Annotated in this window: 15 protein-coding genes; 14 read left to right on the top strand and 1 reads right to left on the bottom strand. The window is 61.0% G+C overall.

Translation table 11 applies throughout. From position 1 onward, the window contains the following. Nucleotides 1-218: 218 nt before the first annotated feature. The 14 genes from KBB36_RS18970 to KBB36_RS18905 all read left to right on the top strand — a co-directional run bounded on the left by KBB36_RS18970 (nucleotide 219) and on the right by KBB36_RS18905 (nucleotide 13,993). Nucleotides 219-1,130 (top strand): DMT family transporter, encoded by a 912-nt coding sequence (locus KBB36_RS18970; RefSeq protein ID WP_290984759.1) that lies wholly within the window; start codon nucleotides 219-221, stop codon nucleotides 1,128-1,130. Nucleotides 1,131-1,293: 163 nt separating this feature from the next. Beyond that, on the top strand, nucleotides 1,294-2,049 hold the full coding sequence (locus KBB36_RS18965) for an ABC transporter ATP-binding protein (protein WP_290984756.1): 756 nt from the start codon (nucleotides 1,294-1,296) through the stop codon (nucleotides 2,047-2,049). Beyond that, nucleotides 2,042-2,746: an ABC transporter ATP-binding protein gene (locus KBB36_RS18960; RefSeq protein ID WP_290984753.1), complete on the top strand. Its 705-nt coding sequence runs from the start codon at nucleotides 2,042-2,044 to the stop codon at nucleotides 2,744-2,746. Before KBB36_RS18965 ends, KBB36_RS18960 begins: the two co-directional genes overlap by 8 nt. 23 nt (nucleotides 2,747-2,769) lie before the next feature. Further along, entirely contained in the window at nucleotides 2,770-3,978 is a 1,209-nt protein-coding gene (locus KBB36_RS18955) for an ABC transporter substrate-binding protein (protein ID WP_290984749.1), read from the top strand. Between the two features lie 155 nt (nucleotides 3,979-4,133). Next, nucleotides 4,134-5,015 carry a branched-chain amino acid ABC transporter permease gene (locus KBB36_RS18950; protein ID WP_290984746.1) on the top strand — a complete coding sequence of 294 codons (882 nt, stop codon included), beginning with the start codon at nucleotides 4,134-4,136 and terminating at the stop codon, nucleotides 5,013-5,015. A gap of 10 nt (nucleotides 5,016-5,025) precedes the next feature. Then, nucleotides 5,026-5,955 (top strand): branched-chain amino acid ABC transporter permease, encoded by a 930-nt coding sequence (locus KBB36_RS18945; RefSeq protein WP_290984743.1) that lies wholly within the window; start codon nucleotides 5,026-5,028, stop codon nucleotides 5,953-5,955. 200 nt (nucleotides 5,956-6,155) lie between these two features. Then, the gene (uvrB, locus tag KBB36_RS18940) at nucleotides 6,156-8,330 is read left to right on the top strand and encodes an excinuclease ABC subunit UvrB (RefSeq protein WP_290984762.1); all 2,175 of its coding nucleotides are present in this window, start codon (nucleotides 6,156-6,158) and stop codon (nucleotides 8,328-8,330) included. Continuing rightward, a complete protein-coding gene (locus tag KBB36_RS18935) occupies nucleotides 8,327-9,124 on the top strand; it encodes an SDR family oxidoreductase (RefSeq protein WP_290984740.1) in 798 nt (265 codons plus the stop codon). Before uvrB ends, KBB36_RS18935 begins: the two co-directional genes overlap by 4 nt. A gap of 1 nt (nucleotide 9,125) precedes the next feature. Beyond that, nucleotides 9,126-9,554 carry a dihydroneopterin aldolase gene (gene folB / locus KBB36_RS18930; protein ID WP_290984737.1) on the top strand — a complete coding sequence of 143 codons (429 nt, stop codon included), beginning with the start codon at nucleotides 9,126-9,128 and terminating at the stop codon, nucleotides 9,552-9,554. Between the two features lie 338 nt (nucleotides 9,555-9,892). Further along, nucleotides 9,893-11,851 (top strand): excinuclease ABC subunit UvrC, encoded by a 1,959-nt coding sequence (gene uvrC / locus KBB36_RS18925; protein ID WP_290984734.1) that lies wholly within the window; start codon nucleotides 9,893-9,895, stop codon nucleotides 11,849-11,851. Nucleotides 11,852-11,911: 60 nt separating this feature from the next. Then, entirely contained in the window at nucleotides 11,912-12,523 is a 612-nt protein-coding gene (pgsA, locus tag KBB36_RS18920) for a CDP-diacylglycerol--glycerol-3-phosphate 3-phosphatidyltransferase (protein WP_290984731.1), read from the top strand. Beyond that, entirely contained in the window at nucleotides 12,523-12,774 is a 252-nt protein-coding gene (gene moaD / locus KBB36_RS18915) for a molybdopterin converting factor subunit 1 (RefSeq protein ID WP_290984727.1), read from the top strand. Before pgsA ends, moaD begins: the two co-directional genes overlap by 1 nt. Before the next feature lie 2 nt (nucleotides 12,775-12,776). Next, entirely contained in the window at nucleotides 12,777-13,247 is a 471-nt protein-coding gene (locus tag KBB36_RS18910; protein ID WP_290984724.1) for a molybdenum cofactor biosynthesis protein MoaE, read from the top strand. A 224-nt stretch (nucleotides 13,248-13,471) separates the two neighbouring features. After that, nucleotides 13,472-13,993, top strand: a complete 522-nt coding sequence (locus KBB36_RS18905) for a PAS domain-containing protein (protein ID WP_290984721.1) — start codon at nucleotides 13,472-13,474, stop codon at nucleotides 13,991-13,993. A gap of 70 nt (nucleotides 13,994-14,063) precedes the next feature. Here the strand turns inward: KBB36_RS18905 and KBB36_RS18900 are convergent. Next, nucleotides 14,064-14,512 (bottom strand): aminotransferase class IV (locus KBB36_RS18900; RefSeq protein WP_290984718.1); only part of this gene is annotated, 449 nt, incomplete at its 5' end.

Below are 14,512 nucleotides of genomic sequence, written 5' to 3'. Positions count from 1 at the left end.
AGCCAGGGTTGCTCCAGCAGGGCCAGCGGCAGCAAGGTGGTCTTGCCCGAGCCTGGCGGCGCCTGCACCACCAGGCTGTTGGCATCCTGCAAAGCCGCCACGATCTCGGGCAGGATCGCCTGGATCGGCAGCGCATGGGAGAGTTGCAGTTTTAGCAATGCTCGGTTCGTCCGGTTTCTGAGAGTCTAGGTGCAGTCATTCACGCAAGGCCATTCAACGTGCCCGTCTTCGCCGCCATTCCCGGCGCCAATCCGCTACCCCGGGCCATGGCCCTGATGCTTCTGTCATCGATGTGCTTCGTCGCCATGCATGGCGTGGTCGGCCGCATCACGCAAGAGCTACATCCTTTTGAAGCCGCCTTCTTTCGCAACCTGTTTGGCTTCATCGTGCTGCTGCCGGCACTGATCCAGGCCCGGTTCAGACCTTTTCTCACCACTAAGCTGCACCTGCACGGCATTCGCGGCCTGGCCAACGGCACGTCGATGCTGCTGTTCTTCACCGGCCTCAGCATAACCCCGCTGGCCGAAGTGACGGCGCTGAGCTATGCCGCGCCGCTATTCGCCACCATCGGTGCCGTGATTGTGCTGCGCGAACAAATCCGCATGCGGCGCATTATCGCCCTGGCTGTCGGTTTTGTCGGCATGCTGATCGTGTTGCGCCCCGGCTTCAGCAGCATGGGGGTTGGCCCGCTGCTGGTGCTGGCTTCCACCGTGCTGTGGGCGGTGTCGATGATTGATATCAAAATCCTGGCGCGCACCGATTCCAGCCTCACCATTGCCACTTATATGCTTGTTTTCATCATGCCGATCAGCTTTGTGGCGGCCTTGTTTCATTGGCAGACGCCGACTTTGCATCAGCTCGTCTGGCTGTTTGCGCTCGGCGCGCTGGGTTCTGGCGGCCAATTGCTGTTCACCGAGGCGATGCGGCTGGCCGATACCTCGATTCTGATGCCGCTGGATTTCACCAAGCTGATCTTCGCCAGCCTGCTGGGCTATTTTGCCTTCGGCCAGGTGCCTGATTTATGGACCTGGGTGGGTGGCACCATCATCTTCGCCAGCACTGTATACATATCGTATCGTGAACATCAGCTTGCCAAGGCGCGGATTCTTGCGGAGGCGCCTGCGAAATAGGCAGTTTCAGTCCCCTTTGCCGCAACGCAAAAAAGCTAAATTCTTTTTCTCGCGGCAGCTATTTACATCTTTGGTCGAATACCCTTACATGACGCTGCCGTCACGTTAGGGTACGCTTTAGCGTGCGGTCAGGGAGTAAAAAGAAATAAGGGCGCAGCCGCACATGGCCGAAGACCATATTCTTACGACTGAGGGTCTAACCAAGGAATTCGCCGGCTTTGTTGCGGTGAAGGATGTCCATCTCAAGGTCAAGCGGCATACGATTCATGCCCTGATCGGGCCGAATGGCGCAGGCAAGACCACCTGCTTCAACTTGCTGACCAAGTTCCTGCCGCTGACCCGGGGCAGGATCAATTATAACGGCCGTGACATCTCAGCGGCCAAGCCGGCCGATATCGCCCGCTCCGGGCTGGTACGCAGCTTCCAGATTTCTGCCGTGTTCCCGCATCTCTCGCTGATCGAGAATGTGCGCATCGCGCTGCAACGGCCGCTTGGCACCAGCTTCCATTTCTGGCGCTCAGAGCAGACACTGAACCAGCTCAACCAGCGCGCCGAGGAACTGCTTGAAGCGGTTGGCCTCACCGAATTCAGCCACCTTACCGCGGTGGAACTGCCCTATGGCCGCAAGCGGGCGCTGGAAATCGCCACTACGCTGGCGCTGGAACCTGAAATGATGCTGCTCGACGAACCGATGGCCGGCATGGGCCATGAGGATATCGAGAAAATTTCCGACCTGATCAAGCGGGTGGCGAAGAACCGCACCGTGCTGATGGTGGAGCATAACCTGAGCGTGGTGGCCAAGCTGTCGGATACCATCACGGTGCTGCGGCGTGGCGAAATCCTGGCCGAAGGCAATTACGACACCGTCTCGCGCAACCCGGAAGTGATCGAGGCGTATATGGGGACCGGTCATGGCTGAGGCGCAACTCGCGGTTAAGGACTTGCAGGGTTTCTACGGCGAAAGCCATATCCTGCATGGCATGGAATTCAACGTCGCCAAGGGCGAGGTGGTCACCCTGCTCGGCCGCAACGGCGCTGGCAAGACCACCACCATGAAGGCGGTGATGGGCATGCTGGCGCAGCGTTCCGGCTCGATCCAATTTGAGGGCAAGGAGCTGATCAAGCTGCCCTCGAATGAGATCGCCCGCTGCGGCCTGGCTTTCTGCCCCGAAGAGCGCGGCATCTTCTCGTCGCTGAATGTGTATGAGAATCTCACCCTGCCGCCGGTGGTGAAGGCTGGCGGCATGAGCCTGGACGACATCTACCAGATCTTTCCGAATCTGAAAGAACGGCTGAAAAGCCAGGGCACCAAACTGTCCGGCGGCGAACAGCAGATGCTGGCCATCGGCCGCATCCTGCGCACCGGCGCCAATTTCCTGCTGCTTGACGAGCCGACCGAGGGCCTTGCCCCGGTGATCGTGCAGCAGATCGGCGCCATGATCCGGCTGCTCAAGCAGAAGGGCTTCACCGTGCTGCTGGTGGAGCAGAATTTCCGTTTTGCCAGCACGGTGGCTGACCGCCATTACGTGGTGGAACACGGCAAGGTGATCGACATGATTCCGAATGATCAGATCGCCGCCAACACCCAGAAACTCGAACAGTATCTCGGGGTTTAAAAGTTAACCAACAGGAGGAAACCATGCGTGTGAAGTATCTGCTCGCCACGGCTGCTGCCGTGCTCACTGCCGGCGCGGCCAATGCCCAGGTTACCGATGGCATCATCAAGCTTGGCGTGATGAACGATCAGTCCGGCCTTTATGCCGACGTGTCCGGCCCGGGCGGCACCTGGGCGGCCAAGAAGGCGGTTGCCGATTCCGGCATCGAAGCCCGTGGCTTCAAGGTGGAAGTGGTTTTCGCCGATCACCAGAACAAGCCGGATATCGGCTCCAACGTCGCCCGCCAGTGGTATGACGTGGACAAGGTGGATGCCATCGTCGACGTGCCGACCTCTTCGGTCGCGCTGGCGATCAACAACATCACCAAGGAAAAGAACAAGGTGTTCATCGGTTCCGGCCCGGCTTCGTCGGACCTGACCGGCCCGGCCTGCTCGCCGAACACCGCGCACTGGACCTACGATACCTGGGCGCTGGCCAACGGCACCGGCAAGGCGATCGTGCAGACCGGCGGCAAGAGCTGGTACTTCGTCACCGCCGACTATGCTTTCGGTCATGCCCTGGAGCGCGACACCAGCAACGTGGTGAAGGCCAATGGCGGCACCGTGACCGGCGCAGTTCGGCACCCCTTCCCGGGCACCGACTTCTCGTCCTTCCTGCTTCAGGCGCAGGCTTCGAAGGCGCAGATTGTGGCCTTCGCGAATGCTGGCGGCGACACCATCAATTCGATCAAGCAGGCGGCTGAATTCGGCATCGTCGAAGGCGGCCAGAAGCTGGCCGGCATGCTGATGTTCATCACCGACGTGCATTCGCTCGGCCTCAAGACCGCCCAGGGCCTGAACTTCACCACCGCCTGGTACTGGGACGCCAACGACAACAACCGCGCTTTCGCCAAGGAATTCGCGGCTGCCAATGGCGGCAAGATGCCCACCATGGTGCATGCCGGCATCTATTCCGGCGTGATCCACTATCTGAAGGCCGTGGAAGCGCTGAAGAGCGATGCCGATGGCGTGAAGGTGGTGGACAAGATGAAGGAAATGCCGAGCGACGATAAACTGTTCGGCAAGGGTGTGCTGCGCAAAGACGGTCGCCACGTGCATGACATGTACCTGGTGGAAGTGAAGAAGCCCAGCGAATCGAAGTATGCCTGGGATTACCTCACCGTGAAGAAGACCATCCCGGCCGCCGAAGCCTTCCGCCCGATGGCCGATGGCAACTGCCCGCTGGTCAAGTAGGCGATATTGTTGCGGCGGGGATGCCGGGCCACCGGCATCCCCAACCGCAACCAGACGCCTTGCAGCGGAAGGCCGCCTTTTTGGCCTTCCCCTCCAAGGCGCCGGCAACGGCGACAAGGGTATAACAGGGTAAAAACAAGGGGGACGTTTCAGCGATGTTCGAGCTGCTCGGCATACCGCCGCAAGCTTTGTTCGGCCAGCTGCTGCTCGGCCTGATCAATGGCGCATTCTACGCCATGCTGAGTCTGGGTCTGGCGGTGATTTTTGGCCTGCTTAACGTGATCAATTTCACGCATGGCGCACAATACATGATGGGCGCCTTTGTGGCCTGGATGCTGCTGAACTGGGTTGGCGTGCCATACTGGGGCTCGCTGATCCTGGCTCCGATCGTGGTCGGCGCCTTTGGCGTGCTGTTGGAACGCCTGTTCCTGCGAAGACTATATCACCTCGACCACCTCTACGGCCTGCTGCTCACCTTCGGCCTGGCCTTGATCGTGGAAGGCGTGTTCCGCAAGCAGTTCGGTTCATCGGGCCTGCCTTATGAAAACCCGATCCCGGGCGGACAACGCCTCAGCTTCATGTTCCTGCCAAATTATCGCGCCTGGGTGGTGGTGGCCTCGCTCGCCGTCTGTCTCGGCACCTGGTACATGATCGAGCGCACAAAGCTTGGTTCGTATCTCCGCGCCGCCACCGAACGGCCGGATCTGGTGCAGGCTTTTGGCATCAACGTGCCACGCATGATCACCCTCACTTATGGCTTCGGCGTCGGTCTGGCGGCATTGGCCGGCGTGCTGGCGGCACCGATCTACTCGGTCAATCCGCTGATGGGTTCAAACCTGATCATCGTGGTGTTTGCCGTGGTGGTGATCGGCGGCATGGGGTCGATCATGGGCGCCATTGTCACCGGCTTCGGCCTCGGTATCATCGAGGGTCTGACCAAGGTGTTCTACCCCGAAGCCTCCAGTACGGTGATTTTCATCATTATGGCCATCGTTCTCATGATCAAGCCTGCCGGCTTGTTCGGCACGCCTAAGTGAGGCCGGAAAGATGTTGAAGAACCGCGAAACTCAAGTCTACATCCTGCTGCTGGCGCTGGCGCTGGTGGCCCCGGTGGTGGTCTACCCCGTCTTCCTGATGAAGGTTCTCTGCTTCGCCCTGTTTGCCTGCGCCTTCAACCTGCTGATCGGCTATGTCGGGCTGCTTTCCTTCGGCCATGCCATGTTCTTCGGCGGCGCCGCTTATATCAGTGGGTACACCGTCAAGGTCTGGGGCTGGGGGCCGGAACTCGGCATCCTCGCCGGCGTGGCCACGGCGGCTTTTCTCGGCCTGATCGCCGGCAGCATCGCCATCCGGCGCCAGGGCATCTATTTCGCCATGGTCACGCTGGCACTGTCGCAGATGGTGTTCTTCTTCTGCCTGCAAGCCAAGTTCACCGGTGGTGAAGACGGCATCCAGGCCATCCCGCGCCGCGAAGTGCTGGGCTTCATCGACATCAAGAGCGACCTGAACTTCTACTATGTTGTGCTGGCGATCTTCGTGTTCGGCTTCCTGGTGGTGCATCGCGCCATCCACTCGCCCTTTGGCCAGGTGCTGAAGGCGATCCGCGAAAACGAGCCACGCGCCATTTCGCTCGGCTACCGGGTTGATCAATACAAGCTGCTGGCCTTTGTGCTCTCGGCATCGCTGGCCGGCCTGGCCGGCGCCACCAAGGCGCTTGTATTCCAGCTTGCCTCGCTCACTGACGTAACCTGGCAGATGTCGGGTGAAGTGGTGCTGATGACGCTGGTCGGCGGCATGGGCACCATCCTCGGCCCGGTGATCGGCGCCGCCGTGATCATCACCATGCAGAACTACCTGGCCGGCTTCGGCGAGTGGGTGCTGGTGATCCAGGGCGCCATCTTCGTGGTGGTGGTGATGGCCTTCCGTCGCGGCATCGTTGGCGAATTCATTGCCTGGTGGCAGCGCCGCAAGGCCTGAACCCAGCTACAATGATCGGAAATGGGGCCTGCGGGCCCCATTTTCATATCTGCCCGGGCTAATTTTGTTCCGGTTTTGACTGGTCAGGCGCGCGCCGGCGCGCCATATTCTGCGCCATGAGCAAAGCGCAGACCGCCCCCAGCCTGGACCGTGAGATCGAAGACCCGGATCGCTTCGCCGATGCGAATTTTCCGGTTTTCATGCCGCATCGCCCGGAACGTCCGGCGAAAAGCGAAGGCGGCATCGCCTATGATCTGCAAGCACCTTATGAGCCGCGCGGCGACCAGCCCACCGCCATCGCCGAACTGACCAGCGGCATACAGGCCGGCGAGCGCGACCAGGTGCTGCTGGGTGTCACCGGCTCGGGCAAGACTTTCACCATGGCGCAGATTATCGCCCGCTCCGGCCGTCCGGCGATGATCATGGCGCATAACAAGACCCTGGCGGCGCAGCTTTACGGCGAGATGAAAAGCTTCTTCCCGAACAACGCGGTGGAGTATTTCGTCTCCTATTACGACTATTACCAGCCTGAAGCCTATGTGCCGCGCAGCGACACCTATATCGAGAAGGACGCCCAGATCAACGAGCAGATCGACCGCATGCGCCATTCGGCCACGCGCGCCCTGCTTGAACGCGATGATGTGATCATCGTCTCTTCGGTTTCCTGCATCTACGGTATCGGCTCGGTGGAAACATACACCGCCATGACCCTGCCGCTCGAAGCCGGCAAAACCGTGGATCGCGACGCCCTGCTGCGCCGGCTGGTGGACCTGCAATATCGCCGCAACGATGCCGCCTTCCAGCGCGGCGCCTTCCGCGTGCGTGGCGATGGCATCGAGATTTTCCCCTCGCATATGGAAGATCGCGCCTGGCGCCTGTCGTTGTTTGGCGACGAGCTGGAAAGCATCGTGGAATTTGATCCGCTCACCGGCCAGCGCACCGGCGAGATGAAAAGCGTGAAGCTTTACGCCAACAGCCATTATGTGACGCCGAAGCCGACGCTTCAGCAGGCTATCGAGCTGATCAAGGTGGATCTCAAGCTGCGGCTCGATGAATTGGTGAAGATGAACCGGCTGCTGGAAGCGCAACGGCTGGAACAGCGCACCGCCTTTGATCTGGAGATGATGGCTGCCACCGGCGCCTGCGCCGGCATCGAGAATTATTCGCGCTATCTTACCGGCCGGCCACCCGGCGCACCGCCGCCAACATTGTTTGAGTATCTGCCCGACAATGCCATGCTGTTTGTGGATGAAAGCCATGTCACGGTGCCGCAAGTCGGCGGCATGTTCCGTGGCGACTTCCGGCGCAAGGCCACCCTGGCGGAATATGGCTTCCGCCTGCCCTCCTGCATCGATAACCGGCCTTTGCGCTTCCAGGAATGGGAGCGTTTCCGGCCGCAGACCGTGTTTGTCTCGGCTACGCCGGGCAAATGGGAGATGGAGCGCACCGGCGGCGTGTTCTCGGAACAGGTGATCCGGCCCACCGGGCTGATCGACCCGGTGACCGAAATTCGCCCGGTGGAGCATCAGGTGGACGACCTGCTGGGCGAATGCAAAAAGGTGATCGCCAAGGGTTTCCGCGTGCTGGTGACCACACTGACCAAGCGCATGGCCGAGGATTTGACCGAATACCTCAACGACAACGCCATGAAGGTGCGCTACCTGCATTCCGATATCGATACGCTGGAGCGGGTGGAAATCCTGCGCGACCTGCGGCTTGGCGTATTCGACATCCTGGTTGGCATCAACCTGCTGCGCGAGGGCCTGGATATTCCGGAATGCGCCCTGGTGGCTATTCTGGATGCCGACAAGGAAGGCTTCCTGCGCAGTGAAACCTCACTGATCCAGACCATCGGCCGCGCTGCCCGCAATGTGGAAGGCAAGGCCATCCTGTATGCCGACCGCATCACCAATTCGATGCGGCGGGCGCTGGATGAAACCGACCGCCGCCGAACCAAGCAGCAGGCCTATAACCTGGAACATGGCATCACGCCGGAAAGTGTGCGCAGCCAGATCGGCGACATCCTGCAAAGTGTCTACGAGCAGGATCATTACACTGTGGATGTGGCACATGCCGAGGCCGGCCATATGGTGGGCCACAATCTCAAGGCCCATCTGGCCGAACTGGAAAAGCGCATGCGCGAGGCTGCCGGCAATCTGGAATTTGAGGAAGCGGCGCGGCTGCGCGACGAGATCAAGCGGCTGGAACTGGCCGAACTGGAAGTGCCGGGTGGCGCTGTGGCACGCAAGCCGCTGGGTTTCGCCGATAACGCCACAGGCTATGCTGCGCCCTTGCCCAGCGGGCGCCCGGCCGGCGGCCGCTCCACGGCTGGCCGAGCCGGCAGCAAACGCACTTTTCGCGGGGCTAAACGATGACCAGTCAGCGGCATACCGCCTTGGGCGCCGCCCTGGTCACCGGCGGCGCGGTGCGCATCGGCCGCGCCATCTGCCTGGCTCTGGCGGCGCGTGGCCATGCGGTGGCGATCCATTGCAACCAGTCGCAAACCGAGGCCAAAAGCCTGCAAGCTGAAATCATCGCCCAGGGCGGCCGGGCCGCCGTGGTGCAGGGCGATCTTTGTGATCACGCCGCAACGCAAGCGCTGCTGCCGCAGGCCCAGGCCGCGCTCGGCTCGGTCTCGGTGCTGGTGAACAATGCCTCGCTGTTTGAATACGATCGCATTGACAGCGCAGGCTTGGAAAGCTGGCAGAAACATATGGATGCCAATCTGCGGGCGCCATTTTTTCTCGCCCAGGCCTTTGCCGCAGCACTGCCCGAAGGCATGGCGGGCAATATCGTCAATATCATCGACCAGCGCGTCTGGCGCCTGACACCGCATTTTGCCAGCTACACGCTTTCCAAGGCCGGGCTGTGGACCCTGACCCAGACCCTGGCCATGGCGCTGGCGCCGCGTATCCGGGTGAATGGCATCGGCCCCGGCCCTGTGCTACCTAGCAGCAGGCAAACTGCCGAGCAATTCGCCCAACAATGGGCCTCCACGCCGCTCCAGCGCGGTGCGGCGCCGGAAGAGATCGCTGCCGGGCTGCTATTCCTGCTTGACGCACCGGCCATGACCGGCCAAATGATCGCTCTGGATGGTGGCCAGCATCTGCCCTGGCCGCCCCCCGGACAGGCTCCCGGACAGGCGGGCCTCGACAATCCGGAGGAGTGAGATGACGATTCACGACCGCGCCCGCGCCGCCTGGGCGGATTTTCCGTTGCCGGCCCTGCAACAGCCCGCACCAGCTTTGCGCCGCGTTTTTGTGCGCGACCTCACCCTGATGGGCAGCATTGGTATCTACCCGGCCGAGCGGGTGCACAAGCAGCGCGTGGTGATCAACCTGGATCTCTGGGTGCTGGAAACCCCGGGCGAGCCGCCACGCAGCTATGCCGATGTGGTCTGCTACGAGCAACTGGTGAACCGCACCCGCGACCTGTTGGAACAGGGCCATGTTGATCTGGTGGAAACACTGGCAGAAAAACTCGCAGAATTATGCCTGGCCGACCCTCGGGTCAAACGCACGCGCGTTCGGGTTGAAAAACCAGACGCCATTCCTGTTGCTGGCGGTGTGGGCGTGGAAATCGAGCGCCAGGCCGGCTGACGCAGTGCAACAAAAGATTTGGTCACTACCTCTAAATAGGTCTTGACTCTGTCACCCGTTAGAGTCCTGCCAACCAAGTTGTGCACAGCAGACCAAGGCGAATGTTGCGTTGCAGAATCTCCATTGCAGGATGTAGACAGCCTCGGGATAAGATCAAAAACTTCAATGTCTACAATAGTTTATAAAAACGACACACAGCCAATTCCACAACCTGCGGCCAGCTTACGTTACGTCATGCCCAGCATTGACAAGAGTTTCCCCACAAAGTTATCCACAAGCTTGGGACGTTTCTTTCAAGGCCGTGGAATCGTTGGCTTTTCTGTAACAGCAGCGTGAGCATGACCGAACCCGAGCTGCCTGAAATCCCCGCCCCGCCAGAGCAGGAAACCGTCCTGCCGGCCGAATTGCTGCGCGGCGCTACGGTGATTCAGGACAGCCTGCGCAACCTGCCGCTCGGCCCCGGCGTCTATCGCATGATCGATGCCAACGACATCGTGCTCTATGTCGGCAAGGCACGCAGCCTGCGCAAGCGGGTGTCTAATTACGCCAAGTTGAACGGCCTCAGTGTGCGTATCCAGCGCATGGTACGCCAGGTTGTGCGTGTTGACGTGACAGTGACGCATACCGAAGCCGAAGCATTGCTGCTGGAAGCGAACCTGATCAAGAAATTGCAGCCGCATTTCAACGTGCTGCTGAAAGACGACAAATCGTTTCCCTATATCCTGGTATCACGTGACCATGAATTTCCGCGCATCACCAAGCATCGTGGCGCGCGCAATATTCCGGGCGAGTATTTTGGCCCCTTCGCTTCCACTGGGGCGGTGAACACGATGCTGCATGCGCTGGCGCGGGCTTTCCCGCTGCGCAATTGCACCGATAGTGATTTTGCCAGCCGCACCCGGCCCTGCCTGCAATATCAGATCAAACGCTGCCGCGCGCCCTGCGTCGGCCGCATCGACAAGGCCGGCTACGAAGCCATCATCAGCGATGCGGCGGCATTCCTCTCCGGCCGCAATCGCAGCCTGCTGACCGAATGGCAGGCGCGGATGCAGGCCGCCAGCGACCGGCTGGATTTTGAAACCGCCGCCGATCTGCGGGACCGTATCCGCGCCCTGGCCCATATCAGCCAGAAGCAGGATGTGAATCTGAGCGAGATCGATTATGCCGACGTGATCGCCGCGCATGCCGAAGCCGGCCAGGTCTGCGTGCAGATTTTCTTTTTCCGCGCCGGGCAGAATTACGGCAACCATGCCTATTTCCCCGCCCATGCCCGCGATGTGGCAATCCCTGACGTGCTGGATGCCTTCATCGGCCAGTTCTATGCCCAGCGCGAGCCGCCCAAGCTGATCCTGGTCAGCCACAAGATTGAGAATGATGATCTGATCGCCGAGGCGCTGACCCTGCATGCCGGCCACAAAGTGGAACTGGCCTGGCCGCAGCGCGGCACCAAACGCGATGTGGTGGAACATGCCATCAACAATGCCCGCGATGCACTGCGCCGCCGCCTGGCCGAAAGCGCCTCGCAGAACCAGCTTCTGCTTGGCGTGGCGGATATCTTCGGGCTGGAAGGCCCGCCCAGCCGCATCGAGGTTTACGACAACAGCCATATCCAGGGCCGCCACGCCATTGGCGGCATGATCGTGGCCGGGCCCGAAGGGCTGCGCAAAAACGCCTACCGCAAATTCAACATTCGCGGTGAGGATATTGTACCCGGCGATGATTACGGCATGATGCGCGAAGTGCTGACGCGCCGCTTCCAGCGGCTGTTGAAGCAGCGCGATGGTGAGGCCGAGCCAGGTCAAGAGCCGGAAACCGGAGCCGATCCCGAACGCCAGCGCAACGAGGGGGAATGGCCCGACCTGCTGCTGATCGATGGCGGCAAGGGCCAGCTCAGCGCCGTTATGCAGGTGTTGGAGGAGCTCGGCATCCCAGACCAGCCGGTGGCAGCCATCGCCAAAGGGCCGGATCGTAATGCCGGGCGCGAGCAGTTTTTCATGCCGGGGCGCGACCCTTTCATGCTGGAGCCGCGCCATCCGGTGCTGTTTTTCCTGCAACGGCTGCGCGACGAGGCGCACCGCTTTGCCATCGGCACCCATCGCGCCAAACGCGCCAAGGACCAGATGCGCTCGCCGCTGGACGAAATCGCCGGCATCGGCGCAGCACGCAAGAAGGCGCTGCTGCTGCATTTCGGCTCGGCCAAGGAAGTGGCGCGGGCCGGCCTGACCGATCTGGAAGCGGTGGGCGGCATCAGCAAGACGGTGGCCAAGAAGGTTTATGACCATTTCCATGGCGGCTGACACATTCTGGGGCCATGCCCAAGCCTGTCGCAGCCGACGGCTTTATGCGATAATCATCGCATGCTGAGCAGCCTGCCCAACCTGCTGACGATCTCGCGCATCCTGGCCATCCCGGCGATCTGCGCCGCCTTTTATCTGCCCGGCGCCTGGAGTGCCTGGCTGCCCCTCGCCCTGTTCGCCGCCGCCGGCATCACAGACTGGTTTGATGGTTATCTGGCGCGCAAATGGGGCCAGATGTCCAATCTTGGCCGTTTCCTTGATCCGGTCGCCGACAAGCTGCTGGTCTGCGCGGTTATTCTGATGCTGATCGCCTTTGAGCGGATCGACCGCATCACCTGCCTGGCCGCCGTGGTGATCATGTGCCGTGAAATCACCGTGACCGGCCTGCGTGAATTCCTGGCTGAATTGCGGGTCAAGGTGCCGGTCAGCCGGTTGGCGAAATGGAAAACCACGGCGCAGCTCATTGCGCTGGGTTTCCTGATTGTTGGCGATTATGCCTTTGACTGGATTCATGCCCGTCTGGTGGGCGAAGTGCTGATCTGGATGGCGGCGTTGCTGACGCTCTATACCGGCTGGGATTACCTTAATACCGGCCTGCGCCACATGGCTGCCGCCGATGATGCCCGCGCCAAGGCTGAAACCGGCGCTGACTCGGTGAAAGGCGGCAATTGATGCGCCTTTTGTATTTCGCCACCCTGCGCGAACGCATCGGCTTGGCCGAAGAAGCTGTGATGCTGCCGGCCGGCATTACCACCGTGGCCGAATTGCTGACATGGCTGCGCGGGCGCGGCGAGAATTATGCGGCGGCATTATCCGATCCGGCGATGGTGCGCGTGGCGGTGAACCAGGATTACGCGCGCGGGCCAGACCCGGTAGCCCAGGGCGATGAAGTGGCGTTGTTTCCGCCGGTGACGGGCGGCTGAGCATGGCCTGCCAACCGGAAATCCGTGTGCAGCAAGAGGATTTTGACCTCGGCGCCGAACTTGAGCGGCTGACCCGGGGCCGCCATGAAATTGGCGCTGCCGTCAGCTTCACCGGGCTGGTGCGCGATATTGCGCCGGGCGCGACCAACGCCGATAGCAGCATGACGCTGGAACACTATCCCGGCATGACCGAACGGCAACTGACCGCCATCGCGCAGCAAGCCAACGTTCGCTGGCCATTGGATGCCTGCCTGATCGTGCATCGTTATGGCACATTGCTGCCGGGTGATCGCATCGTGCTGGTGATAACTGCCTCGGCGCATCGCCAGGCCGCTTTTGATGCCTGCGCCTTCCTGATGGACTGGCTCAAGACCAAGGCGCCGTTCTGGAAGCTTGAGCAAACCGGCGAGAGCCGTCGCTGGGTCGCAGCCAAAGCAGAAGATGATGCCGTTGCGGAGCGCTGGGCTGAATAAGCCAGCCACACCAAACGGCAAATTTCATTGCAGTCAATTTCATTTGTCCCGCTACAACCGTGCGTGTATGGTTGGGTAAGCATATCCGGACGATTGAGGGGGATTCGTCCATGTATCCAATGCATATGGCAAGCTCGACTGGGAAAAACACTGATAAAGCTCTGGTCGTTGGGAAAATGTGTGAGGCAGCGTAATCGTTGATGACGCCGGCATCCCCCATCTCAATGGTCAGCGTTAAAACCGAGACCGTGCGCTCCGAAGCGTTGCGCGCCTTGCTGAGCTATTGGCGCGACAAGACGCGGCAGCGCGGCGGCGTGTTGCCGGCGCGGCGCGACCTGCGCCCGGATGAAATGGTCAGCTTCCTGCGCAACGTCTCGCTGATCAATGTCTACGACAACCCGCGCCGCTTCCAGTTCCGCCTGGTCGGCACCGGCATTGTTGCCGCCATGGGGCGCGAAACCACCAGCCTGTGGGTCAACGAAGCGGTTTTCGCCGACCGCACCTCCAAAGTATCAGCCTTCTTCTCTCTGCCGGCAGAAACCCGTAACCCGGCATATGCGGCAGGGCGCTACACGGTCAGCCCGACCGGGCGCGAATTGCAGTTTGAAACCGTGCTGGCGCCGCTCTCATCGGATGGCAGCAGCATCGACATGCTGCTCGGCGGCCTGGTTGGCGAAACCTTGCAGCGTGATGAACGCATCCGCCTGTTCGATTATGAGCGCATCCATCCGATGCTGCTGGATTGAGCCAGCAAAAAAAGATGCCCGGACCAAGCCCGGGCATCTGATTTGAATCAAGCGCTGAGTGTTGCGGAATTTACTCTGCTGCCGCCTTGCGTGGCCGGATCGCACCCTCGAACGCATCCAGCATCTGCTTGCACAACGCACCTGGCGTGAAGCGATATGGGCCGATTTCTGAAACCGGGGTCACTTCCGCCGCCGTGCCGGTGAGGAAACATTCATCAAAACCGGCCATTTCCTCGGGCTGGATAACACGTTCGATCACCTCGATGCCACGCGCCTTGGCCAGCGCGATCACGCTGCGCCGTGTGATGCCATCCAGGAAACAATCCGGCGTTGGCGTGTGCAGCTTGCCATCCTTGGCGAAAAACACATTCGCGCCGGTTGCCTCAGCCACCTGGCCGCGCCAATCCAGCATCAGCGCATCCTGGTAGCCTTCGCGTTCGGCCTTATGCTTCGAGAGCGTGCAGATCATATAGAGCCCTGCCGCCTTGGCCTTGGTCGGCGCGGTATTCGGTGCCGGGC

The sequence above is a fragment of the Ferrovibrio sp. genome (assembly GCF_017994015.1).
GTDB lineage: Bacteria > Pseudomonadota > Alphaproteobacteria > Ferrovibrionales > Ferrovibrionaceae > Ferrovibrio.
Note: the sequence above shows the minus strand (reverse complement) of the source record. Positions and strands in the feature narration are given on the sequence as shown.

Coding starts and splice junctions, on each gene's coding strand:
- folB (WP_290984737.1), top strand. CDS start 9,126: ATGACGATTCACGACCGCGCCCGCGCCGCCTGGGCGGATTTTCCGTTG.
- uvrC (WP_290984734.1), top strand. CDS start 9,893: ATGACCGAACCCGAGCTGCCTGAAATCCCCGCCCCGCCAGAGCAGGAA.
- KBB36_RS18955 (WP_290984749.1), top strand. CDS start 2,770: ATGCGTGTGAAGTATCTGCTCGCCACGGCTGCTGCCGTGCTCACTGCC.
- KBB36_RS18960 (WP_290984753.1), top strand. CDS start 2,042: ATGGCTGAGGCGCAACTCGCGGTTAAGGACTTGCAGGGTTTCTACGGC.
- uvrB (WP_290984762.1), top strand. CDS start 6,156: ATGCCGCATCGCCCGGAACGTCCGGCGAAAAGCGAAGGCGGCATCGCC.
- KBB36_RS18965 (WP_290984756.1), top strand. CDS start 1,294: ATGGCCGAAGACCATATTCTTACGACTGAGGGTCTAACCAAGGAATTC.
- moaD (WP_290984727.1), top strand. CDS start 12,523: ATGCGCCTTTTGTATTTCGCCACCCTGCGCGAACGCATCGGCTTGGCC.
- KBB36_RS18945 (WP_290984743.1), top strand. CDS start 5,026: ATGTTGAAGAACCGCGAAACTCAAGTCTACATCCTGCTGCTGGCGCTG.
- KBB36_RS18910 (WP_290984724.1), top strand. CDS start 12,777: ATGGCCTGCCAACCGGAAATCCGTGTGCAGCAAGAGGATTTTGACCTC.
- KBB36_RS18950 (WP_290984746.1), top strand. CDS start 4,134: ATGTTCGAGCTGCTCGGCATACCGCCGCAAGCTTTGTTCGGCCAGCTG.
- KBB36_RS18905 (WP_290984721.1), top strand. CDS start 13,472: ATGGTCAGCGTTAAAACCGAGACCGTGCGCTCCGAAGCGTTGCGCGCC.
- pgsA (WP_290984731.1), top strand. CDS start 11,912: ATGCTGAGCAGCCTGCCCAACCTGCTGACGATCTCGCGCATCCTGGCC.
- KBB36_RS18935 (WP_290984740.1), top strand. CDS start 8,327: ATGACCAGTCAGCGGCATACCGCCTTGGGCGCCGCCCTGGTCACCGGC.